At 62.1% G+C, this 21154-nt stretch carries 19 protein-coding genes; 3 read left to right on the plus strand and 16 right to left on the minus strand.

The annotated features are described in order from the left end of the window. Positions 1-11: 11 nt before the first annotated feature. From metC to PSH86_RS17380, 9 genes are read right to left on the minus strand one after another with little or no spacing between them, the layout of a single operon-like run. Positions 12-2783 carry a cystathionine beta-lyase gene (metC, locus tag PSH86_RS17340; RefSeq protein ID WP_305483813.1) on the minus strand — a complete coding sequence of 924 codons (2772 nt, stop codon included), beginning with the start codon at positions 2781-2783 and terminating at the stop codon, positions 12-14. A 45-nt stretch (positions 2784-2828) separates the two neighbouring features. Next, positions 2829-3428 carry a cysteine dioxygenase gene (locus PSH86_RS17345; RefSeq protein ID WP_025569695.1) on the minus strand — a complete coding sequence of 200 codons (600 nt, stop codon included), beginning with the start codon at positions 3426-3428 and terminating at the stop codon, positions 2829-2831. A 30-nt stretch (positions 3429-3458) separates the two neighbouring features. Then, the gene (locus PSH86_RS17350; protein WP_109753045.1) at positions 3459-4295 is read right to left on the minus strand and encodes an amino acid ABC transporter ATP-binding protein; all 837 of its coding nucleotides are present in this window, start codon (positions 4293-4295) and stop codon (positions 3459-3461) included. Next, positions 4282-5070: an amino acid ABC transporter permease gene (locus PSH86_RS17355; RefSeq protein ID WP_305483816.1), complete on the minus strand. Its 789-nt coding sequence runs from the start codon at positions 5068-5070 to the stop codon at positions 4282-4284. The genes PSH86_RS17350 and PSH86_RS17355 overlap by 14 nt, the downstream gene beginning before the upstream one ends. Beyond that, on the minus strand, positions 5060-5794 hold the full coding sequence (locus PSH86_RS17360; RefSeq protein WP_305483817.1) for an amino acid ABC transporter permease: 735 nt from the start codon (positions 5792-5794) through the stop codon (positions 5060-5062). Before PSH86_RS17360 ends, PSH86_RS17355 begins: the two co-directional genes overlap by 11 nt. Beyond that, positions 5791-7002: an aminotransferase class I/II-fold pyridoxal phosphate-dependent enzyme gene (locus tag PSH86_RS17365; protein WP_109753048.1), complete on the minus strand. Its 1212-nt coding sequence runs from the start codon at positions 7000-7002 to the stop codon at positions 5791-5793. Before PSH86_RS17365 ends, PSH86_RS17360 begins: the two co-directional genes overlap by 4 nt. Next, positions 6999-8423, minus strand: a complete 1425-nt coding sequence (locus PSH86_RS17370; protein ID WP_109753049.1) for an FAD-binding oxidoreductase — start codon at positions 8421-8423, stop codon at positions 6999-7001. The genes PSH86_RS17365 and PSH86_RS17370 overlap by 4 nt, the downstream gene beginning before the upstream one ends. After that, on the minus strand, positions 8420-9271 hold the full coding sequence (locus tag PSH86_RS17375; protein ID WP_116832591.1) for a transporter substrate-binding domain-containing protein: 852 nt from the start codon (positions 9269-9271) through the stop codon (positions 8420-8422). Before PSH86_RS17375 ends, PSH86_RS17370 begins: the two co-directional genes overlap by 4 nt. 54 nt (positions 9272-9325) lie before the next feature. Beyond that, complete coding sequence (locus tag PSH86_RS17380) at positions 9326-10168, minus strand: transporter substrate-binding domain-containing protein (protein WP_116832592.1); 843 nt, start codon at positions 10166-10168, stop codon at positions 9326-9328. A 242-nt stretch (positions 10169-10410) separates the two neighbouring features. Between PSH86_RS17380 and PSH86_RS17385 the strand changes: the two genes are divergently transcribed. Next, positions 10411-11268 (plus strand): LysR substrate-binding domain-containing protein, encoded by an 858-nt coding sequence (locus PSH86_RS17385; RefSeq protein WP_109753052.1) that lies wholly within the window; start codon positions 10411-10413, stop codon positions 11266-11268. Positions 11269-11291: 23 nt separating this feature from the next. Here the strand turns inward: PSH86_RS17385 and PSH86_RS17390 are convergent, their stop codons facing one another. From PSH86_RS17390 to PSH86_RS17420, 7 genes are all read right to left on the minus strand, one after another. Then, positions 11292-11735, minus strand: a complete 444-nt coding sequence (locus PSH86_RS17390; RefSeq protein ID WP_109753053.1) for an HIT family protein — start codon at positions 11733-11735, stop codon at positions 11292-11294. Positions 11736-11994: 259 nt separating this feature from the next. Next, complete coding sequence (locus PSH86_RS17395; protein WP_305483823.1) at positions 11995-12396, minus strand: response regulator; 402 nt, start codon at positions 12394-12396, stop codon at positions 11995-11997. Beyond that, the gene (locus tag PSH86_RS17400) at positions 12393-14576 is read right to left on the minus strand and encodes a PAS domain S-box protein (RefSeq protein ID WP_305483825.1); all 2184 of its coding nucleotides are present in this window, start codon (positions 14574-14576) and stop codon (positions 12393-12395) included. The genes PSH86_RS17395 and PSH86_RS17400 overlap by 4 nt, the downstream gene beginning before the upstream one ends. A gap of 193 nt (positions 14577-14769) precedes the next feature. After that, positions 14770-15600 (minus strand): amidohydrolase, encoded by an 831-nt coding sequence (locus tag PSH86_RS17405; RefSeq protein WP_305483827.1) that lies wholly within the window; start codon positions 15598-15600, stop codon positions 14770-14772. Positions 15601-15628: 28 nt separating this feature from the next. Beyond that, positions 15629-16918, minus strand: a complete 1290-nt coding sequence (locus tag PSH86_RS17410) for an MFS transporter (RefSeq protein WP_305483828.1) — start codon at positions 16916-16918, stop codon at positions 15629-15631. A 132-nt stretch (positions 16919-17050) separates the two neighbouring features. Next, complete coding sequence (locus PSH86_RS17415) at positions 17051-17782, minus strand: GntR family transcriptional regulator (RefSeq protein WP_109753059.1); 732 nt, start codon at positions 17780-17782, stop codon at positions 17051-17053. A 293-nt stretch (positions 17783-18075) separates the two neighbouring features. Continuing rightward, positions 18076-19065 carry an MBL fold metallo-hydrolase gene (locus PSH86_RS17420; protein WP_305483831.1) on the minus strand — a complete coding sequence of 330 codons (990 nt, stop codon included), beginning with the start codon at positions 19063-19065 and terminating at the stop codon, positions 18076-18078. Positions 19066-19339: 274 nt separating this feature from the next. Here PSH86_RS17420 and PSH86_RS17425 point away from each other — a divergent pair, with 274 nt between their 5' ends. Continuing rightward, on the plus strand, positions 19340-19762 hold the full coding sequence (locus tag PSH86_RS17425) for an AraC family transcriptional regulator (protein ID WP_305483833.1): 423 nt from the start codon (positions 19340-19342) through the stop codon (positions 19760-19762). Positions 19763-19798: 36 nt separating this feature from the next. Next, positions 19799-21142: an OprD family porin gene (locus tag PSH86_RS17430; protein ID WP_305483835.1), complete on the plus strand. Its 1344-nt coding sequence runs from the start codon at positions 19799-19801 to the stop codon at positions 21140-21142. Positions 21143-21154: the final 12 nt, after the last annotated feature.

A 21154-nucleotide genomic window follows, 5' to 3' on the forward strand; every position in this document is an offset into this window, starting at 1 on the left:
TGCTTCCAGGCTCAACGGTCGGGTGTGAGCGGCTCGAAAGCGGCCTGTGCGAACCCCCGCCGCAGGTCCTCGACCAACACCTCGACATCCTCCAACCCAACATGCAAGCGCACCACCGGATTCAACGCCCGATCCTCGGCACGTTGCCGGTCCTTGGTATCAGCGACAGTCACCAAACTCTCAAACCCGCCCCAGGATGCACCCAACCCAAACACCTGCAAGGCGTCGATGAATCGCTCCAGGTAAGTGTCGTCATTTTCGCGAAGCTCAAAGGACAGCAAGCCGTTGCTGCCCTTGAAATCCCGCTGCCAAAGGGCGTGACCAGGATGGTCGGGCAAGGCTGGATGAAAGACGCGCTTCACCTGCGGTTGTGCCTGCAACCAATGGGCGACTTCCAGCGCCTGTCGCTCGTGCATGTCCATGCGAGGCGCCAGGGTGCGGGCGCCGCGCAGGACAAGATAGGCGTCGTCGGGACTGACGGTATTGCCGAAAGTGTCGCTCATGGCCGCCAGTGCCGGCCAAGCCTCCTGCCGAGTGCAAACGCTGCCCATGACCACGTCGCTGTGGCCGCTCAAGTATTTGGTCAGGGCCATGATCGAGATGTCGGCGCCCAATGTCAGTGGCCGGTACAGCACGCCCGAACCCCAGGTATTGTCCACTGCCAGCAGGATGCCCCGCGGCTTGCAGAGTGCGGCAATGGCCGGCAAGTCGCAGAGTTCGTACAGCAATGAACCGGGCACTTCGGTGTAGACCATTTTGGTGTTGGCTTGCAGCCGTCCGGGCAGGTCGCTGCCGTCGGGGGCGAAGTAGTCGACTTCTATGCCGAAGGTTTCGAGGAAGTCCCGGGCCACGCGCCGTACCGGTGCGTACACCGCATCGGTGATCAGTACATGATCGCCAGGTCGCAGGTAGGCCAGGAAGGTTTGCGCCACGGCAGCCAACCCAGTGCCAAACAAACGAGTGCGATAGCCGCCCTCCAATTCGGTGACGAGGTCTTCCAGGGCGAAGGCCGTCGGATTGCCCCGGGCGCCATAGCTCAGGACTCGCTCGCTGTCGCGCCGGGAACGGGCGTCACGCATCTGTGCCAGGTTGTCGAACAGCACCGTGCTCAGGCGGCTGACCGGTACGTTGACCGAGCGGGCACCGCTGCCTTTTTCCGGGCGCGCGCCCTGGACCAGGCGGGTGCGATCCAGCCCACCGACAACGCTTTGCGACCCTGGTTGCAGCGGCTTCAGGCTGGCGACTTCGTCTGCGCTCATCTGTGCCAGCAGGCCGATTTCCCAGGCCAGGTATTGGCGCGCCGCGTCCTTGTTTCCAGCGTGGCGGTCGTGGGTGAAGAAGAGGAAATCAATACACTGTTCATCTGCCAGCGTCTGGGCACCCTCTTGCAATGCAAGGCCTGCCGAACGCCAGGTATCCACGCCGTCGGCCAACCAGCGCACTGCCGTGTGCGGCAGCTCCAGCGCCGCCAGGGCGGCAAGCCGGGAATCATCGGCCACCAGCACCACTGGCCGTCGTTCATCTGCCAGCGCGGCGGCCAGCAAGGGCCGGATCGACCAACGCGCGCCGGCGATATGCGCTTTGCGATAGGCGCTGCTCGAGCGCAGGTCGATCAATGCCACCGTGTCATCCTTCAGGGCATCGGCCAAGGCCCGCACGCTGATCAGCGGCAGTTTTTCAGGCGCGACGACTGCTGGAACCGGTAATGCAAAGCCACTGCTCAGCCCACCCGACAATACAAAAGCCTCATGCCCCAACTGCCGCAACCAACTGGCGATGATCGGTGCGCGCACGCCGTCGTCATCGAACAGCACAACCCGCGCTTGGCGTACGCCAACATACAGGTCGGTGGATTGAATCAACTGCCCGCCCGGCGTGTGTTGTGCTCCTGGCAGCGTGCCGGCGGCAAACTCTTCAGCGGTGCGCACGTCGCAGAGAAAAAGACTGCGCCCAGCGTCCGCAGCCCACTGCTCGACCTGAGTAGCCTCGACGGTAGGCACGCCGGCCCGTTCGGCCAGTCGTGCCGCCGCCAAGCGCTGCGCCGGCAATGTAGCGGCCGATACCTGGTCGGCATAACGGCGCTCGCTACCATGCTCCAGTTGCAGGTCTTCCAGGTACCAGCCTTGCGTACCGTTCTCCAGGGCATAGATCGGGTTCTTGAGCCCCAGGTCGATCAGCGTCTGGGCGCCGATGATGCTGCGGGTTCGACCCGCGCAATTGACCACGATGGGGGTCTGCTCGTCCGGTACCAGGTCGTGCACGCGGTAGCCCAGTTCGCCATTCGGGCAACAGATCGAACCGGGGATGGTCATCTTGCGATACTCCTCCAACGGTCGGCCGTCGAGTACCACCAAGGGCTCACCCCGGGCCTGCCATTGCGCCAGTTGACGGGCGCTGACGTGAGGCGTATGCCGGACGGCCTCCACCTGTTCGCCAAAGGCCTTGGACGGTACGTGCACACCGGCAAACAGCTGATAGCCGGCTGCCTGCCAACCGTCGGCGCCGCCCTCCAGGCTATACACATTGATGTAGCCCAGCGCTTGCAGGCGTTGTGCCGCTCGCACCGCCAGGTCCGCGCCATCCTGGTCATAGATCACCAACCGCACCCGAGGGTTGGGCGCCAGCCGCCGCGCCTCCAACTCCAATCGGCTATAGGGCAGGTTCACCCCGAAAAACAGATGGGCTTCGCCGTACTGGCCGTGCTCGCGCACATCAAACAGGGCGATTTCCTGCCCATCGAACAACCACTGCTGCAGTTGTCCGGGAGTTATGGTCTGGCTCATGGGAGTCCCGCTGGAAAAATGGAGTGACTGGAGCACGAGGTGGCGTCAGTGGGCGTAGGCCTTGATCGACGGGGCCATTTGCGAGGCGTTGTAATTGAGAATCCGCCCATCGGCCTCGACTCCATAACGGCCATTGAGCGACTCCAGCGGCAAGCCATACAGGTGGAAATGCAGGGTCGGCTGCTCTCCGGCGACCCGAATGCCATGCAGATCTTCCCCAAGGAACGAAATCGAGGTGCCGGGCTGCACGATCACTTCTTTTTCCAGGTGCAGGGTGGTGTAACCCGGTTCACGCCCCTCGTCGTCGCGCTGGTAGACGTAGTTGATTTCCTGGCCCTCGATAGCACTGATAATCGCCCAGGTTTCGTGGTTGTGAGGGATCGTGCTTTTGCCCGGCAGCAGCGAGTTCAGGTACAACGTCGGAGTGTCGCCATCGTCATTGAGGCGGTAGCGGAACGCGGTGCTGCCCTGCCCCGGCACCGGCGCCGGAAAGGTTTCGAAGTTGAACAGGTCGCGGCGCTCGGCCAGACCTTCCAACAGACCAACGATTTCAGTCAGCGCGGCACGATCGACCCCGCGCTGATGGATGACGCGTACTTTCTGCAGGAAGGCTTCGATGACATCGGGACGGCTAAACACGCTCATGGGGCAGGCTCCATTGTTCAGAACAGACAATTAAACGGACAGGCTGTAGCGACTCAGGTTGGTCAACAGGTACGGATCATCGGCGTTGGGCAGACGCCGCCCTGGGTCACCCAAGGCATGGCGCAGAAACTCCCGGGTGCGCTCGCTGGTGGGGTGCTGGAAAATCCGCGCGGCGCTACCGTGCTCGACGATCACACCGTTCTCGGTGAAATAGACGACATCGCTGATCTCCTCGGCGAAGCGCATTTCGTGGGTCACCAGCACGCAGGTCATGCCCTCTTCGGTCAGCTCGCGAATCACCGTCAACACCTCGCCGACGGTTTCCGGGTCCAGGGCCGAGGTCACTTCATCGAACAGAATCAGCTCCGGACGCATCGCCAGGGCGCGGGCAATCGCCACCCGTTGTTGCTGGCCGCCCGAGAGCTGCCCCGGGTAGGCATCGGCCTTGTGCTCCATGCGCACCTTGGCGAGCAAGGCGCGGGCGTCTTTCTCGGCGTCGGCCCGATTGCGACCCAGGACCTTGCGCGGTGCGATCACCAGGTTCTCCAGCACCGACAGATGCGGGAACAGGTTGTACTGCTGGAACACAAACCCCACGCGCTTGCGCAATTCGATGCGCTGGGCTTCCTGGGCCAGGGTGTGGACTTCGGTGGCACCGACGCGAATGCTGCCGCGCTGGGGCTGTAACAGGCCGGTAATGCAACGCAGGATCGTCGACTTGCCCGAGCCGGACGGACCGATGATCGACACGGCCTCGCCACGGCGCACATCCAGGTCAATGCCCTTGAGCACCGGGTTGCTGCCGAACGACAGGTGCAGGTCGCGCAGGCTGACCAGGGGTTCGGCGACGGTTTCAGTAGAAGGCATAACGTCGCTCCAGGTATTGGGTGAGGCGGGAAATCGGGTAGCAATAGGCGAAGAACAGCACCAGCAGGCTCAGGTAGATCACCACGGTGAAGCCGGTCAGGTTCACGGTATTGCTGGCGATCTGCGCGGTATCGATCACGTCATGCACGCCCACCAGGGAGGCCAGCGCGGTGCCCATGGTGATCACCGCGTAGAGGTTCATCCACGGCGGCAACATGCGCTTGAAGCACTGCGGCAGGATGATCGAGCGGAAAATCTGCCCACGGGTGAACGCCAGGGAGCGCGCGGCCTCCCATTGAGTACTGGGGATCGAGGCAATCGCGCCCCGGAAGATTTCCGCGACGTTGGCACTGGCCGGCAACGCCAGGCCGAGGGTGACCTTGATCCAGTCGGGAAACGAGACATAGCCGTGGCCGATACGAATCTCGAACGGGAACACATAGGTGGTGAAATAGATCAGCACCAGCCACGGCGCGTTGCGCAAGACCTGCACCCAGATCCGTGCCGGCCAGCGCAGCAAGCGCAGGGGCGACAGGACCATGGCGCCGACCACCAACCCCGCGGCAGAACCCAGCCCAATGGCCAGCAGACTGATGAGAATATTCTGGCCGAAGCCTGCGGCCAGGGCCGGTGACCATTGCAACAAGGCCTTGAACACCGGGCTGTGCGGGGCGAAATACACCAGCCAGGACAGCGCTCCGATCCTCAGCAGCACCTTGCCGAAATGTCGACGCGGCCAAGTCAGCGGCACGATGACGGACGAATCAATGGCCATAGCCGGGCATCCTCAGGCGCGCTTCAAGGTAGCGCCCCACGCAATTGACGGTGAAACTCAGCAGGCCGAAAAACCCCAGGATCAGAATCATCAGCTCCAGCACGTTATCGCTCTGGGTCCAGATCATGATGGCCGCGTAGGTGATGTCGCCCACGGCAATGGCCGAGGCCACGGCGGTCATTTTCACCAGGTCGATCAGGTTATTGATCAGCGACGGCAAGGCAAAACGCAGGGCCAGGGGCAGTTGCACGTTCCATAACAATTGGCGGTGATCGAAGGCCAGCGAACTGGCGGCCTCCAGGGTCACCGCAGGCACCGCCTCGATGCCGGCCCGCAGCGCTTCGGCATGGAACGCACCCTTGTGCAGCGAGATCACGATCACCACCCAGGCGAAGGGTGTCAGCGGGTTGGCCGCACCGACGGCCTCGGTCAGCAGCATGTTCAGCACCAGGAAGGCGCAATACAGCTGGACCAGGGTCGGCGTATTGCGGGTGACTTCGATGAACACCCGCGCCGGCCTGGCGAGCCAGGGCTTGCCCGAGGTCAACAGTGCCGCCAGGCCGACGCCCGCCAGCAGGCTGCCGACGATGGTCAACAGGCACAACAACACCGTGGTCAACGCGCCCTGCTCCAGCGTGCCGCGCTGATAGGCATCGAGCAAAAAGTTGTAGTTGAGGCCGACCCCGGCGCTCCAATGGACGAACTGCTCCAGCCAATGGCTCATCGCTCGCCCCTCAATCGGCCGCAAGCATGGGCAATTCGGCGGCCCGCTTCGGCAACGGTTGCGGTCGCCGTGGCGATGGACAGGCGAAACCACGGCGACAAGCCATAAGCACCGCCCGCGACGCCAGCGACGCCCTCGTCCAGCAGGTACTCGACAACGTCGGTATCGTGCTCCAGACGCTGGCCGTCCGGGCGGTAGCGCCCCAACAACCCGGCGCAGCGCACAAATACGAAAAAACCACCTTGAGGCTCGAGGACTTCAAGGCCTTCGACACTGCGCAAGCTACTCACCAGCACGTCACGGCGTTGACGATAAGCCGCAACCTGTTCCGCGAGGAAATCCAGCCCACCCTCGAACGCCGCCAACGCCGCCGCCTGGCCGACCGAGGAAGCCCCGGAAGTGGATTGCGATTGCACCACCGTCATGGCATCGGTCAACGCTTGCGGCCCGGCACCGAAACCGATGCGCCAGCCGGTCATGGCATAGGTTTTCGATACCCCGCCCACCAGCAGGCAGCGCGCTTGCAGATCGGGCGCGACGTTGAGCAAGCCCTGGACCGGACGGCCGTCGAAACGAATGTGCTCGTAGAGCTCATCCAGCAGAATCAGCACGTGGGCATGACGCCGCAGTACCTGGGCCAGGCCTTGCAGTTCGGCCTCGCTGTACACCGCGCCACTGGGGTTGCCAGGGCTGTTGAGGATCAGCCAGCGCGTACGCTCGCCGATGTGTTGCTCCAGTTGTTGCGGCGTGAGCTTGCAGCCCTGGTCCAGCCCGCATTCGATGAACACCGGTTCACCACCATTGAAACGCACACTGTCCGGGAAGGACGGCCAGTACGGCGTCGGTACCAGCACTTCGTCGCCGTCATCGAGCGTCGCGGCGAAGGCGTTGAAGATGATCTGTTTCGCACCGTTGGCAATCACGATGGATGCCAGCGGATAGTCCAGCTGGTTTTCCGTGCGCAGCTTGTGTTGCACGGCCTCACGCAAGGCCCTTACGCCCGGCGTCGGCGTGTACTTGGTGGCGCCGGCCGCAATTGCGGCGTAGGCGGCCTGCTTGACGTGCACCGGCGTATCGAAATCCGGCTCGCCGGTGGTCAGGTCGAGGATGTCGCGACCGGCCTCACGCAGGGCCGTGGCCCGGGACTTGGCGGCGGCATTGGCTGACAGCGAGACCCGCTGCACGCGTTTGGACAGGTAAAGCGTCATGGCCGCGTGTCCTCCAGCACCTTGCCCGGATTGAGCAGATTGCGCGGATCCAGCGCCTGCTTGATCCGACGCATCAGGTCCAGTTCCACCGCACTTTTGTAGCGCCCCAGCACATTAACCTTGCGCTGGCCGATACCGTGTTCGGCGCTGATCGAGCCACCGTGGGCATGGGCGCTGTCGTGGACCAGTTGGCTGAGCGCGGTGTAATGGGCCATGTGCGCGTCAACCGTGGAACCCAGCGGATGGGCAACGTTGTAATGCAGGTTGCCGTCGCCCAGATGACCGAAGGTGTAGTGCCGCACGCCGGGAAAATGCTGTTGCAGCAGCGCATCGGTATGGGCAACGAATGCCGCGACCTGGGAAATCGGCACCGAGATGTCATGCTTGATGTTGCGCCCGGCGCGCTTTTGCGCATCGCTCATGTTTTCCCGCAGTCGCCAGAACGCCTGGCTCTGGACGAGGTTTTCAGCGATCAGCGCATCGGCCAGCAGGTGTTGCTCGAAGGCCTCGCCCAGCACCTGTTCGAAGACTTCCCGTGCATGACTTTCACTGTGGTTATCGGACAGTTCCAACAGTGCGAACCAAGGCTGGTGAGCATTGGAGAATGGCCGCGGACCGTCGGGAAACTGCTCGCGCAACAATGCAAGGCACCCGGCGCTGAGCAACTCGAAGGCCGTCAGGCTGGCCCCAAAACCGGCGCGGGCGTGAGACAGCAAGGCCACTGCCTGCTCCAACGAGTCGAACGCCAGTAGCGCGGTGGCCTGGGCTTTGGGCAGTGGAAACAGCTTCAGGGTCGCGGCGGTGATAATGCCCAGCGTGCCTTCGCTGCCGATAAACAGGTCCCGCAGATCGTAGCCGGTATTGTCCTTGCGCAAGCCGCGCAGGCCGTTCCAGATCTCACCCTGGGCGGTCACGACTTCCAGGCCCAGGGTCAGTTCGCGGGTATTGCCATAGCGCAGCACTGCGGTGCCGCCGGCATTGGTCCCCAGGTTGCCGCCGAGGGTGCAACTGCCTTCGGCGCCGAGGCTCAGAGGGAACAAGCGACCGGCCGCACGCGCAACCTCCTGGACAGTTTGCAGGATGCAGCCCGCCTCGACAGTCAGGGTGTCGTTGTCGGTGTCCACCGCACGTACCCGATTCATTCGGTCGAGCAATAGCAACACGGCGCGACCGCTGGCGTCCGGGGTGGCGCCGCCCATCAGTCCAGTGTTGCCGCCCTGCACCACCACGGGCGTATCGGTCGCGACGCAAGCCCGGACCACCGCCGCCACCTCTTCGGTGCTGGCCGGGTGTACCGCGGCAATCACTTGGCCGACGTAACGGCCCTGCTTGTCCGTCAGGTACGGCGCGGCTTCTTCACTGCTCTGCACATGCCTGGCACCCACCAATGCCTGCAACGCCGCAAACAACGACTGGCTCATGGTTGCGCGGCCAGGGGGGCGGCATTGCTGTACTTGGCATGCAGATCACGCAGGGCCTGGGACGGCGCCATGCCGGTACGCTCGCCCAACTCGATCAGCCAGCCGCTGCGGTGCCAGTCGCGCACGATGGCATCGAGTTTCGCCTGGGTATCGTGCTCGCCCTTGCGCAGCCAGATCACCGAATTCGACGGAATCAGATCCCCCGGCAGCGGAATTTCATAGCCGGCCCATTCGTCTTCACTCAGCAGCGCATGCAGGGTCGGACTCACATGGACCGCGGCCACGCAGCCATTGCCGCGCAACGACAACAGCGACTCGGACTGGCTGCGAAAAGCCTTGATCTGTGCGCCATAGGTTTCCTGCAGGGGCTTGATGAAATTGCTGCCCTGGGACACGCACACTGGCTTGCCTTTGAGGTCGGCCCACTGGCTGATGCCGGAACCCTTGCGAATCAACGCCGCGCCACCAACCTCCTCATAAGGCGTGGGCACATAGTCGAGAATCTCGCCGCGCTCTTCGGTGAACTGCATGTTGGCGATCAGGATGTCGACTTTGCCCTGTTGCAGGAATTGCACGCGGTTTGGCGCCAGGACCGATACGGTCTGGGTTTCCACGCCCAGCGCCTTGCCGATGCCCTGGGCCAATTCGACGTTGTAGCCCAGGTGTTCGCCAGTCTTGGGGTCGATCGTGCCGAAGGGCGCGCCACTGAGCATCACCCCGACGCTGATCGCGTGACGTTGCTCGATCCGGTCCAGCGTGGCATCGGCCTGGGCCAGGCTGGCAGCCGATCCGATGGAGCATGCCAGGCACAGGCTGACCAGGGTTCGAGGGGTGAAAAATGAAGTCATGGGTGATTACCTTGAGCGTCGGTCGTTGGGAGAGAAAAGCAGGCGCGACGGTCCTCAGGCACCGTTGGCCTGGAACTGTTTCTGCAACTCCACCAAGGCCGGTGACGCCGGCGTGATGCGGTTACGGGTCTGGGCCTCGATCAGCCAGCCGCTGCGGTGCAATTGCTTGATGATCGGATCGAGCCTGGCCTGGGTATCGCTCTCGCCCTTGCGCGTCCAGATCACCGAGGGTGCCGGGTTCAACTCCGGGCTCAGGGCGCGGTAGCCCTGCCATTCGGCATTGTCGGCAATCAGCGGATTGATCAGCGTGGCGTCGTGCACCGCGGCAACGCAGTTGTTGCCCCGCAGCGCCAGGAGTGATTCCGAGGAGCTCTTGAAGGCCTTGATCTCGACGCCCAACTCGGTGAGCGGCTTGATATAGCTGCTGCCCTGGGAGGTGCACACCGGTTGATTCTTCAGGTCTTCCCAGCGGCTGATCGTACTGTCCTTGAGTACCGCCGCGGTGCCACCGACGCGGTAGAACGGCGTGGGCACGAACCCGAGGATTTCACCGCGCTCGGCGGTCCATTCCATATTGGCGATCAGCACATCGACTTTACCCTGCTGCAGGAACTGCACGCGGTTGGCGGGCAATACCGGCACCAATTGCACCTCGGCGCCCAGTTGCCGACCCAATTCCTGGGCCAGGTCGACGTTCAAGCCACGCGGTTTCTGGGTGGCGGGGTCGATGCCACCGAACGGACCACCGGACAGCAGCACGCCGACCACCAGTTCGTGGCGTTGCTCGATCTTGTCCAGGGTGGCATCGGCCCGGACGCTGTCGACGGCCGACAATGAGATCAAGGCGCCCAGCATGACAGGCAGCAATCGTTTTACGGGTGAGCGCTCGAGCAACATGGATTTCCCCTCATGAATGGCCGGCGTCCCCCGGCCTGATGAGTGGGCATCCTAGGTATCCCCCGAAGGCAAAGGAAATTCAAATATCTAATATCGTTATAACTTCAAAGGTTTGGCTTTCAGGCAAAAAACGCATAACCGCTATTTTATTGGCCCACAGAAAGCCACGAGCCACATTCTTCCCATCAATTCATAAAATTCTGTAATGTTTAGGTTTGCACCCTTGATATGAAGCAATCGCCATGTCGACCCTCGATCTCGAATTACTGCGCACCTTCATCGCTGTGGTCGACCACCACAGCTTCGCCGAAGCGGGCGCCCAACTGTCCCGCACGCAATCGTCGGTGACCCAGCACATGCAACGCCTGGAACAACAGGTCGGGGTGAGCCTGTTCGAAAAGCGCGGGCGGCAAAAACAGCTGACGGAAGCGGGCCAGCAATTGCTGAGGCATGCGCGGCAGATGCTATCGCTCAACGATGACGTCCTCAGTTCCCTGCGAGAGAGCAGCCTCAGTGGTGTACTGCGCATCGGTTCGCCCCACGACATCGCCGACACCATCCTGCCACCGATCCTCAGCCACATCGCCCGCTCGGCCCCGCGCCTGCGCCTGGAGATCGATGTCGGGCGCAGCCCGTTCCTGATGGACGACCTGCGTCGCGGCAAGGTCGACATGATCATTTCCACCCGCCAGGATCCCAGCCTCGAAGGCTTCGCCTTGCGCACCTCGCCGGTATGGTGGATCTGCTCGGCCCAGTACCTTCACAATCCCGGCGAGCCGTTGCCGCTGATCCTGGTGGACGAACCCAGCATCTATCGCCGCTATGCCCTCGAGGCGCTCGAACGCGCCAATATCCCCTGGCGCCAGGCCTACCTGGCCTCGAACCTGATCGGCATCAAGGCCGCGACCCGCGCAGGGTTGGGCGTCACGCCCCGCAGCATGGAAATGCTCGGGCCGGATATGCGGGTATTGGGAGAAAACGATGGTTTACCGCGGCTACCGGACGTGACCTATCACCTGTGGATTCGACCGAATACTGTCAATCCATTGGTACGCCGGGCTTATGAGTTGGTCCGCAACAGCCAGGGGCACGGCAACTGATGCGACCCGTGCCCCGCGCGCTATCACGCCTCTGAGCGAATGCGCTCGACCAGACGAGCCTGGAGTGCTTCCAGCTCTGCGGGATCAGCCTTGCCCCTGCCATGCACACCGGGCGCCTCACCTTCCCAGCGTGGAATGATGTGCATGTGAATGTGATAGACCGTTTGCCCGGCCACGGCTCCATTGAACTGCGCGACCTGGACCCCGTCCGGCTGCAACTCGTCCACGATGATCCGCGTCAGGTGCTGCACGGCAGATATCATCGCGCCCAGGACAGCGGGCTCGACCTCAAGGATATTGCGTGCCTGGGAGCCTTTGGGGATGACCAGGACATGGCCGCGCGATTGAGGAAAAATATCCAGGAAGGCCATCACATCGGCGTCTTCGTAAATCTTGTAGCACGGCGCATCGCCGCGAAGGATCAGCGCAAAGATGTTCTGCGGATCGTAATGACCGTGGAGACTCATGATCACTCCTTCAATGGGTAATAGCGGTTGGTGGGCTGCCGGTAGAGATTTAGCACAGTCCAGAGGCAACGTCTCGTAGAGGCCGGTTTGAAAGTCAGGGCTGGGCTTGCTGGCGATAGTGTTGCATCAGTCGGCTGTGATGTTGGCTGTGCCGCCACTATCGCGAGCAGGCTCGCTCCCACAGGGATTTGGGCCGGACACGACTTTTGCGAGTACTCGAAAAAACTGTGGGAGCGAGCCTGCTCGCGATAGCGCCGGGTCAGTTGGCATCGGAGCTGAAGGCCAAGTCGCTGTCGCGAGCGCCCGCCAGCGTAACGGCAATTTTCTGCTGCAGCTCGCTTTGTGAGAACGGTTTGTGCAGAACCGGGCACCCGGCATATTCGGCGGACAGCCCGCTGGCGCCGTATCCGGTGCTGAATAGAAAGGGAATATTGCGACCGCGAAGAATTTCGGCCACTGGGAAAACACGCTCGCCAGCCAGGTTGACGTCCAGGATCGCCAGGTCAACCTGCACCGAACCGGCTATATCACGTGCCGCAGCGAGCCGGGCGACTGACGCCACCACCTCGCATCCGAGCTCTTCCAGCATTTCCTCGATCAACAGGGCAATCGCGCCTTCGTCCTCGACGACCAGCACCCTGACCTCAGCAAATGGGGTCATGCCCCAGATACTCCAATCAGAAACGAAAAGCGGCAGCAAACGCCTTGCGGAGCGTAGATGAGGTCGAACTTGCCGGCCAGGTCACGCTCGATGCAGCGCTTCATCAAGCGAGAACCCAGCCCTTCCCGTCCAGGGGGTGACACGGGCGGCCCGCCTTGTTCACGCCAGTCGAGGGTCAGCAGCGTTCCGTCTGCCTGGGCTTGCAGGTGCCAGGTAACTGAAAGCGTCCCCGTATCGACCGACATGGCCCCGTATTTAAGCGCGTTGATCGCCAGTTCATTGAGGGTCATCGTCAGATTGAGCGCCACCCGGGTACCGACGTCCGCAGAAGCACCTTCGATCACGACGCGGCCAGGTTCATGGCCAAAGACCGGCATCAGCACTTCAAGGGCCAGGGTGTGAAGCGGAGTCTGCCCCCAATGGCGCTTGGTCAAGAGATCGTGTGCCCGCGACAACGCCAGGAGCCTGGCCTCGAAACGCCTGTAGCCGTCTTTCGCATCCTCTGCATTGCGCGCGGTCTGGGCCGCCAGGGATTGCACCGTGGCCAGGGTGTTCTTGACCCGGTGATTGAGCTCATCGATCAGCGTCTTCTGCCGGTTTTCCGCCTGTTTGCGTTCGGAAATATCGACCAGCATGTTGATGGCGCCCACCAGATTTCCATCGGCGTCATGCAACGGCGTGGGAAACGGCGTGAACGGTACATGGCTGCCATCCGGCCGCTGCGCAACCGCCTCGACGCCGCGTATCGGCCGGTTTTCCTTCAGCGCCACCGCCATCGGGCATTGATCGTGGGGAAGTGCGCTGCCGTCCGTATTGAACAGTTTCCAGGTCACACACCACATCTCGCCCAACTGCGGCGTGCGCCCCGACAACTCGACGGCGGCGCGATTGAAGAACGTGATGCGCCCCTCGGCGTCGGTGGTGTACACCGCGGCAGGCAAGGCTTCGAGCAGATTGCGCATGTGCCGTTCGCTTTCGCGGACCTGGTTTTCCATCCGCCGCGCCAGCGTGACGTCCTGCAACACCCGCACGCCATAACGAAACGTACCGTTGGCGTCCCTCACTGACGAGCTGTGGATGTCGAGGTAAACCACTTCGCCATCGGGCTTCAGGGCGCGTTTGCGTAGCACGTAGTTCTCCAGCTCACCGGCCACCTGGCGGGCGTACAACCCGGCATCCTGCTGAATACAGTCCGGGTGGGTGTAGTCCAGAAACGTCATCGACAGGAGCTCTTCGCGCGACCGCCCCAGCATGTTGCACAGGGCATCGTTCACCCGGAGCAAGCGACCATCGATATCGACCTCGGAAATCCCGATCGTCACCGCCTCATAGGTCGCCGAAAGCCGCTCATCGCTTTCCTGGCGTGCCGCCTCGGCCGCATGGACGCAGCTTCTGTCAATGGTGAAACAACGGGTGTTGAAGAGCTTTCCGTCCTCGAAGCGCCCGTTCGAGGTGATCGTGACATGCTTGATCGAGCCATCTTTCGCCCTCAGGCGCGCCGGATAGCTCTCCAGGCAATCGCCACTGCCCAGTTTGGTGAGGATGTCGCCGATAACCGGTTCGTCGACATGAAACTCGGTGATGTGCCGCCCGATGTATTCTTGCGCCGGATAACCCAGCAGCGCCAGCTCCGCCTTGTTGGCGCGCAGGATGATGCCCTCGCCACTGACGATATGCAGGCCCACGGCGCTGTTTTCGAAAAAGTCTTCCAAGTCGGCACTCTTGCGCCGCAGCTCCTCGGCCATGGCGTGATGCGCCGAGACGTCCTGGAAGCAATTGATCACCCCTTGGACGACGCCGCGCCGATCCCTGAGGGCGCGGATGTTCATCAGCGCCACGAAGCGCGAGCCATCCGGGCGCTGGATGAGCACTTCCTGGTTGCGCGAGGCTATGCCGGTATTGAGCGCCAAGGCGGTCGGGCAGTGTTCGAATGGCAGCGGCGTACCGTCGGTCAGGAACAGACGATAGGCACCGCAGAAACGGGCGCCATTCTCTCCGAGTACTGGCGCCCTTCCCCACAGCTCGGCCGCCTCACTGTTGTACCGCACGAGCCAACCCTGGCGATCGCACAGGTACACCGCACCAGGAATGGCATCGAGCGCGCTCGTCCCCATCGCGATCAAGCTTTCATACTCGCTTGCCGTGCACGCTTCCATGGGTAGCTCTTCAATGTTCGACATCAGTCTTCCTCAAACCGCCTGGCTGAAACGCCCTCGCTGTCCAGCGCCCCGGCCGCCATAGCCTGGGCCGATGCTTCCAGCGCGCAAATCCTTCTAGAGACGGATACGGCTACTGCTCACAGGGCTTCAATGGAGTCTAGATCCCTATTCACCGGGCGAGTTCAGGAAAACTCGACGTCACAGGCCTTGCACCTCAAAACCTGAATAATGCCTGGGGGGCCTGAACCATTAACGCATGCATCAGTGACGCCGAACACTGCAATGCGCGCAACTGCCCCATGACCGTTTCAAAGCCGACACTTTCTTCATGCTGCGTGTGCGGCCAGTCGCTGCCCCACACCAGGCGCTCGGGACCGAAAGATTGTTCCAGCAACGTCAACGAGGCGCGAGCGAATTCAAGGTTCTGCGGGGCCGTTGCGCCCAGTCGATAGATGCCGGACACCTTCATCCAGACCTGCCCGCCTCGCCCAAGCTCCATCAATTGGGCAAAGCCAGGTTGATCCAGCCCCACACGCGCATCCGGGCGACCGAAGTGATCGACCACCAAACGGATGCCAAACGGTAACAGCTGACCGATCAGCCCCGGCAAGTCCGCCAGGTTCGCATGCAACTCGACATGCCAATCCAGCTCCGCGAGGTGACCCAAAAAACCGTTCCAGGCGACGTCGCGAAAATCAGGCAAGGCTTTGCCCATCAGGTTCAAGCGAACACCGACCACGCCCAGCCGGGCCATGTCGTCCAGCACGGCGCGGCTGACGTCCCGCTCCAGAACCACGACGCCACGCAACTGCTCCGGTGCTTGCCGTAGCGCAGCGAGCAGGTAGCGGTTATCGGTGCCGAGAAAGCTCGGCTGCACCAACACGCCATGGCTCAAGCCATGGGCGTGCAGGTGGCTCAGGTATTGAGCGAGCGTGGCGTCATAGTCAGGTGTGTAGCGCCGGACAGCGGCCAGCTCCAGCTCGCGGCTGAACACGTGGGCGTGGCAGTCAATGCCGGTGATCGGTTTAGTACAGGTATCAGGCATGAGGCTCATCTATCGACAATAAGGAAAATCAGGCCCGGGCGCCCTGGCTGTCACGCTCAACCACAGGCGCAGATGCAACAGTGGCTTCCAGGCTGCGGCCACGGGTTTCCGGCAGGCACAGCGCCGCGATCACCGCCACGCCGTAGGCGATCCCGGCGTCGATGCCAATGGCCGAGCCCAAGGACATGGAATCGCTCATGTGGCCGACCAGGAACGGGAACACCGCCGAGAGCACCCGGCCGAAGTTGTAGCAGAACCCCACGCCGGCGCCGCGCACATCCGCCGGGTACAATTCGTTGAAAAACGCCCCGAGGCTCGCCGGAATACCGGCCGCGAAGAAGCCGAGCGGGAACCCCAGGAACAGCATCTGGGTGTTGGTCAACGGCAGGAACACATAGCACTGCACGGTGACCACACAGCACAGCGCGAACAACACGATGTTTTTCCGACGACCAATGCGATCGATCAACAAGCCACTGACCACGCAGCCGCACCAGAAGGCGAAGATGATCACCGCCAGGTAGCCGCCGGAGTTGAGCACCGACAGGTTGCGTTCGGTCTTGAGGAAAGTCGGCAGCCAGGTCATCACGGCGTGGTAACCGCCGTGCGCACCCAGCCCCAGCAACCCGCCAAACAAGGTCACACGGATCAATTCGGGACGAAAGATACCGGCCAGGGATTTGAAGAAACGCTGGGGAATGACGTTGTCTTTTTTCAGGCGCTGGAAACTGTCGGGCTCTTCAACGTTGCGCCGCACCCAGATGATCAGGAACGACGGCAGCAGGCCCACGACGAACATCACCCGCCAGGCCATGTCCTGCGGCACGAGGGAGTAGATCAGCGTGAAGACGCCGACCGCCAGCCCCCAACCCACCGCCCAAGCGCTTTGTACGGTGCCCATGACCTTGCCGCGGTATTTGGGATTGATGGTCTCGGCCATCAATACCGCACCGGCGGCCCACTCCCCGCCGATCCCGAAGCCCTGCAGCGCCTTGACGATCAACAACGAGTGGAAGCCGGTGACGAACGCCGACAGGAAGGTGAAGAACGAAAACCACAAGATCATCCATTGCAACGTGCGCACCCGACCGTAGCGGTCCGACAGCGTCCCACCGACCCAACCGCCCAGGGCCGAAGTGACCAGGGTCACGCCGCTGACCAACCCGGCATCGCCCTTGGTCAGGGCGAACGCGGCGATCAGCGCCGGTATCGCCAGGCCGAACATCTGTACTTCCAAGGCGTCGAGCGACCATCCGCCGAAACAGGCCCAAAACGTTTTGCGCTCCCGCGCAGTGACTTGGCGATACCAACTGAACATGCTTCTTATCCTTATAAGTGGAACGAAAGGCAGCCGAGAGCGAACCGCGCCGCTACAGGGCCAGTCATGGCAAACAAAACGATAAAGACAGCGGCGACCCACTCGCCGCTGGACGCCCCTAGCCGGGCCGCGTCAGCGAATTTCCACGCTGTAGCGGAAGTGCTCGGCATGCCCGCGAGAGCGTCGCCACTCCAGGGGATTGCCGGCGTAGTCACGTGCCAGGCGTTCGATCACCACCACAGGGCTGTTGACCGGCACCTGCAGCAATCTTGCGTGCACCTCATTCACCGATTCGGCGGTAAGGGTTTCTTCGGCATAGGCGACGACCTGGCCACAGGTTTCTTCGTAGATGGGATAGAGCAGCGGGCCCTGTTGACTCAGGTCGATCTCGAGCAAGGGTTGGAAGCGGCTACGGGGCAGCCAGATTTCCTCGGCGAGCACCGGTTTCACCTCCAGCAGACGCACCCGCACAATGCGGATGACCGGTGCATCCACCGGCAGCCCCAACGCCTGGGCCACCGCCGAAGGCGCGGCCACCGGCTCCACGGACAGGATGCGGCTCTCGGGAACCCGACGTTCGCCCGATGCACTTTGAAAGCGGAAAAAACGGAACAGCGACGACTGGAACTGCGGTCGACGAATGAAAGTACCGCGCCCTTGCTGACGCTCCAGGATGCCCTCGCTGACCAGCGCATCGACAGCCTTGCGCACAGTACCGGTGGACAATTGATACTCCGCCGACAACGCAGCCTCAGTCGGGATCGCCTCCCCCGGGCGCCAGCGATTATTGGCGATCTGCTCGGCCAATTGGTCGCGCAAACGTTGATAGAGCGGCAGACGGACATCGCTGGAGAGAGCTTTCATCGACCTTATTCACCTTGTTATCTAGTCATATATATGAATATGGACGCGAGTATTTGCCCAAGTAGATGGATTGTCAAGAATGCGCGGGCTAGCTGGCTGACAAATGGCCAGCACTCTGCTCTACCCGTCACGGTGGCGAGTGGTAGTCAGGTTGGGTGGGGGTTAATTACCGACATTGGGTCGACGTCAGGGCTCAGGTCGAAACACGCTGACGCCGACTCTCGGGTGTTGAAGATCGATTATTGTTCCGGCAGTGAAGCAAGGCCTGTTTTATCGGCGCAAGCAATCGGATTTCATTCGATCATCGGCACCTTGGCTGCCCGTTGATAAGGCCCATACTCGACCGGCACCCACTGGAAGTGCCCGCCCACTGCACTGATATGCCCCATGCCTGGAAACGGCAGATGTGCTGCCGCCACCCAGGTCTTGGCGGTGGCTGCCTCGTTGAACACCTTGGCCCGGCTCTTGATCGCCCGTTTATTGTCGACATCGAAACGAATCGATACCTCGGGATGCTCGAACTGCACCGCCAGGTTATGCACCAGGTCGCCCATGAACAGGATGCTCTGGCCTTGGGAGGTAAAGCGGTACGTGGTGCTACCCGGCGTGTGCCCTGGCTCCAGCACGGCATCGACACCGGGCAGCGGTGACTGGCCGCAGGCGAAGGTCTTGAAGCGGCCGGCTGCCACATAAGGCGCGGTGGAATCCTGAGCGATCTTGAAGAACTCCCGGGCACCGGCGGGTGCCTTGGCCATCGCCTGGGGATCGAGCCAGTAATCGGCTTCTGCCTTCGCCGCATAGACCGTAGCGTTGGCGAACAGCGGTTGCTGCTTGTCGTCGACCAGCCCGCACACGTGATCCAGATGCAAATGAGTAAGCAGGATGGCATCGACCTGCTCCGGACGATAACCGGCGGCCTGCATGTTCGCCGAGAGCATTCCAGCCGTGGCGCCGATGCACTGACCGGCACCGGTGTCCACCAGGATCAGTTGCTGACCGGTATTGACCAGAAAAGCATTGAACGCGGTCTGCACTCCCGGTGTTTCAATCGAGCGACGGGCGAGCAAGGCGCGGATCTGGCTTTGGCTCAGGCCTTCGAGCAGCTTGGGCGACAGATCGTTGTAGCCGTCGAACAGCGCCGTCACTTCGTAGTCGCCCACCGCCAGGCGGTAATAACCGGGAACTTGAGTGGCCTGCAGCGGCGCCTGGGCCAGGGCGTCCAACGATGTCAGCGCCAATGCCAGGCCCGCTCCGCGCAGTGCGCACACCAGAGAATGCTTCATACCTTCACCTTGATCGAGTCGGAAGAACGGCCACCCATACGCCAGCCGGAGAAGGTCATCATGCACTCGCCTCACAGCGCAAAAATTGCAGCCATGTGCTGAATGAGTGCGCGCTCGGCGCCGCACCCGAACGCAATTAACAACGTTTAACTCGCATGCCCGCGCTCCGCGTCCAAGAATGACGCCCTCTGCTCAGACCTGTTTTCTCAAGCGGGAAGCTGCCAGCCCACCGTACGGTGCGCCGGGCATTTCCCACTGACACGGAATCTTAGTCATGGCTCATCCATCGCACACCACCGTCAAGGCGCCCATCAATCCAACGCGCAAATCCACTACTGGTGGCTTGTCTCCCTGGCGCGAAAGCCTGGTCAAGAAAATGATTCTCGACGGCCTGAGCGACACCCTGGAAATCGCTGAACTGGCCAAGGCCTGCGCCCTGTCCCGCAGTCATTTTTCCCGAGCCTTCAAGTGCAGCACCGGTCAGTCCCCTCAGGCCTGGATCCGTAGCCAGCGCATCGCCCGGGCCAAACAACTGATCCGAGAGACCGACCTGACCCTGACGCAAATCAGCCTGGAATGCGGGTTCTGCGATCAGGCGCACTTTTGCCACATCTTCACCCACAGCGAAGGCATCAATCCATTTGCCTGGCGTTGCCGGCAATTGCGTGCTCAACCCTACACACCTGGCTGTGCGTAGCCCCCTTCGCCCGCCCATCTCACACGGAAACGAAGCATGTTGCCTGCACCACAATACTCAACCGCTACCTTGAAACCGTTCTGGCTGCTCGCCGTGCTCACAGGCAGCACCGCGTCGGCGATGGCGGCAGAACCCGCACAAAGCGCACCTGGCTTTCTGGACGGGGCAAGGCTTGAAATCCTCAGCCGCAACTTCTACCTCAACAATGACTATCGCACCCAAGCCCCAGCTGGCAAAAGCTACAAACAGGAATGGGCCCAAGGCCTCATCGCTTCGTTCGAGTCCGGCTTCACTCCCGGTACGATCGGCGTAGGCATCAATGCCCACGCATTCCTGGGTCTGAAACTGGACGGCGGCAAGGGACACTCCGGAACGGGATTATTGCCCTTGGATGAGGATGGGCGAAGCGAAGACCAGTATTCCAGCGCGGGTGGCGCGCTGAAATTCAACACCTCTCGCACCACCCTGGCGGTCGGCGAAATGACCGTGGAAAGTCCGGTATTCGACACCGCAGACAAGCGCCTGCAACCGGAATACGCCAGCGGCCTGCTGCTCTCCAGCCGCGAGTTCGAAGGGGTGAACCTGCAAGCGGGTCACTTCAGCGCGTTCAAGAATCAGGACGCCTCGACCAGCAAGGGCGATTTTTCCGGCTATGGCGCAACGACGCGCCACGGCGCCATCGATTTCATCGGCGCCGACTTGCTCACCGGCCAAGCCCTCGGCGGTGCGCTCTATGCCTCCGAACTGAGCGATACCTGGCGCCAGTACTACGCCAACCTGCACACTACGCTTGGCGAGCTGTTCCTCGACGGCAACCTCTACCACACCCGCGACTATGGCAAAGCCGTCGCCGGGACTATCGACACCACCGCCTATAGCCTGAGCGGCAAATACCGGCTCAATGCCCAGGCGTTCACCCTGGCCTATCAGAAAATCAACGGCGACACGCCCTTCGATTTCGTCGGCGGCGACTCCATCTACCTGGCCAACTCGATCAAATATGCCGACTTCAACGGCCCCGGCGAGCGCTCATGGCAAGCGCGCTACGACCTTGACCTGGGCACCTTGGGCATCCCCGGCCTGCGCTTCATGGCCCGCTATGTGACTGGACGCGGGATCGATGGCAGCCATGCCCCCCAAGGCGGTGCCTACAACCCGTTCGATAGCGACACCGGCGACTACCGTCCACAACAGGGGGACGGCGGACGCCATTGGGAGCGCGATCTGGACCTGCACTACATCGTGCAGTCAGGCCCGGCCAAGGACCTGTCGTTGCAACTGTCCCATGTCACCCATCGCGCCAACAGCAGCCAGGGCGGCGATGACATCGACCGGCTGTATATCGTCATTGAGTACCCGCTCAAGCTGGGGCCGTTCTGACGTTAGCGCTGT

It is taken from the genome of Pseudomonas sp. FP2300 (assembly GCF_030687595.1).
Lineage (GTDB): Bacteria > Pseudomonadota > Gammaproteobacteria > Pseudomonadales > Pseudomonadaceae > Aquipseudomonas > Aquipseudomonas bijieensis.

Bases quoted from the DNA above. Each gene is read 5' to 3' on its own strand.
- PSH86_RS17420 (WP_305483831.1), bottom strand. From the start codon at position 19,065: ATGAAGCATTCTCTGGTGTGCGCACTGCGCGGAGCGGGCCTGGCATTG.
- PSH86_RS17400 (WP_305483825.1), bottom strand. From the start codon at position 14,576: ATGTCGAACATTGAAGAGCTACCCATGGAAGCGTGCACGGCAAGCGAG.
- PSH86_RS17385 (WP_109753052.1), top strand. From the start codon at position 10,411: ATGTCGACCCTCGATCTCGAATTACTGCGCACCTTCATCGCTGTGGTC.
- PSH86_RS17380 (WP_116832592.1), bottom strand. From the start codon at position 10,168: ATGTTGCTCGAGCGCTCACCCGTAAAACGATTGCTGCCTGTCATGCTG.
- PSH86_RS17425 (WP_305483833.1), top strand. From the start codon at position 19,340: ATGGCTCATCCATCGCACACCACCGTCAAGGCGCCCATCAATCCAACG.
- PSH86_RS17405 (WP_305483827.1), bottom strand. From the start codon at position 15,600: ATGCCTGATACCTGTACTAAACCGATCACCGGCATTGACTGCCACGCC.
- PSH86_RS17360 (WP_305483817.1), bottom strand. From the start codon at position 5,794: ATGAGCCATTGGCTGGAGCAGTTCGTCCATTGGAGCGCCGGGGTCGGC.
- PSH86_RS17375 (WP_116832591.1), bottom strand. From the start codon at position 9,271: ATGACTTCATTTTTCACCCCTCGAACCCTGGTCAGCCTGTGCCTGGCA.
- PSH86_RS17415 (WP_109753059.1), bottom strand. From the start codon at position 17,782: ATGAAAGCTCTCTCCAGCGATGTCCGTCTGCCGCTCTATCAACGTTTG.
- PSH86_RS17390 (WP_109753053.1), bottom strand. From the start codon at position 11,735: ATGAGTCTCCACGGTCATTACGATCCGCAGAACATCTTTGCGCTGATC.
- PSH86_RS17370 (WP_109753049.1), bottom strand. From the start codon at position 8,423: ATGAGCCAGTCGTTGTTTGCGGCGTTGCAGGCATTGGTGGGTGCCAGG.
- PSH86_RS17355 (WP_305483816.1), bottom strand. From the start codon at position 5,070: ATGGCCATTGATTCGTCCGTCATCGTGCCGCTGACTTGGCCGCGTCGA.
- PSH86_RS17350 (WP_109753045.1), bottom strand. From the start codon at position 4,295: ATGCCTTCTACTGAAACCGTCGCCGAACCCCTGGTCAGCCTGCGCGAC.
- PSH86_RS17365 (WP_109753048.1), bottom strand. From the start codon at position 7,002: ATGACGCTTTACCTGTCCAAACGCGTGCAGCGGGTCTCGCTGTCAGCC.
- PSH86_RS17345 (WP_025569695.1), bottom strand. From the start codon at position 3,428: ATGAGCGTGTTTAGCCGTCCCGATGTCATCGAAGCCTTCCTGCAGAAA.
- PSH86_RS17395 (WP_305483823.1), bottom strand. From the start codon at position 12,396: ATGACCCCATTTGCTGAGGTCAGGGTGCTGGTCGTCGAGGACGAAGGC.
- metC (WP_305483813.1), bottom strand. From the start codon at position 2,783: ATGAGCCAGACCATAACTCCCGGACAACTGCAGCAGTGGTTGTTCGAT.
- PSH86_RS17410 (WP_305483828.1), bottom strand. From the start codon at position 16,918: ATGTTCAGTTGGTATCGCCAAGTCACTGCGCGGGAGCGCAAAACGTTT.
- PSH86_RS17430 (WP_305483835.1), top strand. From the start codon at position 19,799: ATGTTGCCTGCACCACAATACTCAACCGCTACCTTGAAACCGTTCTGG.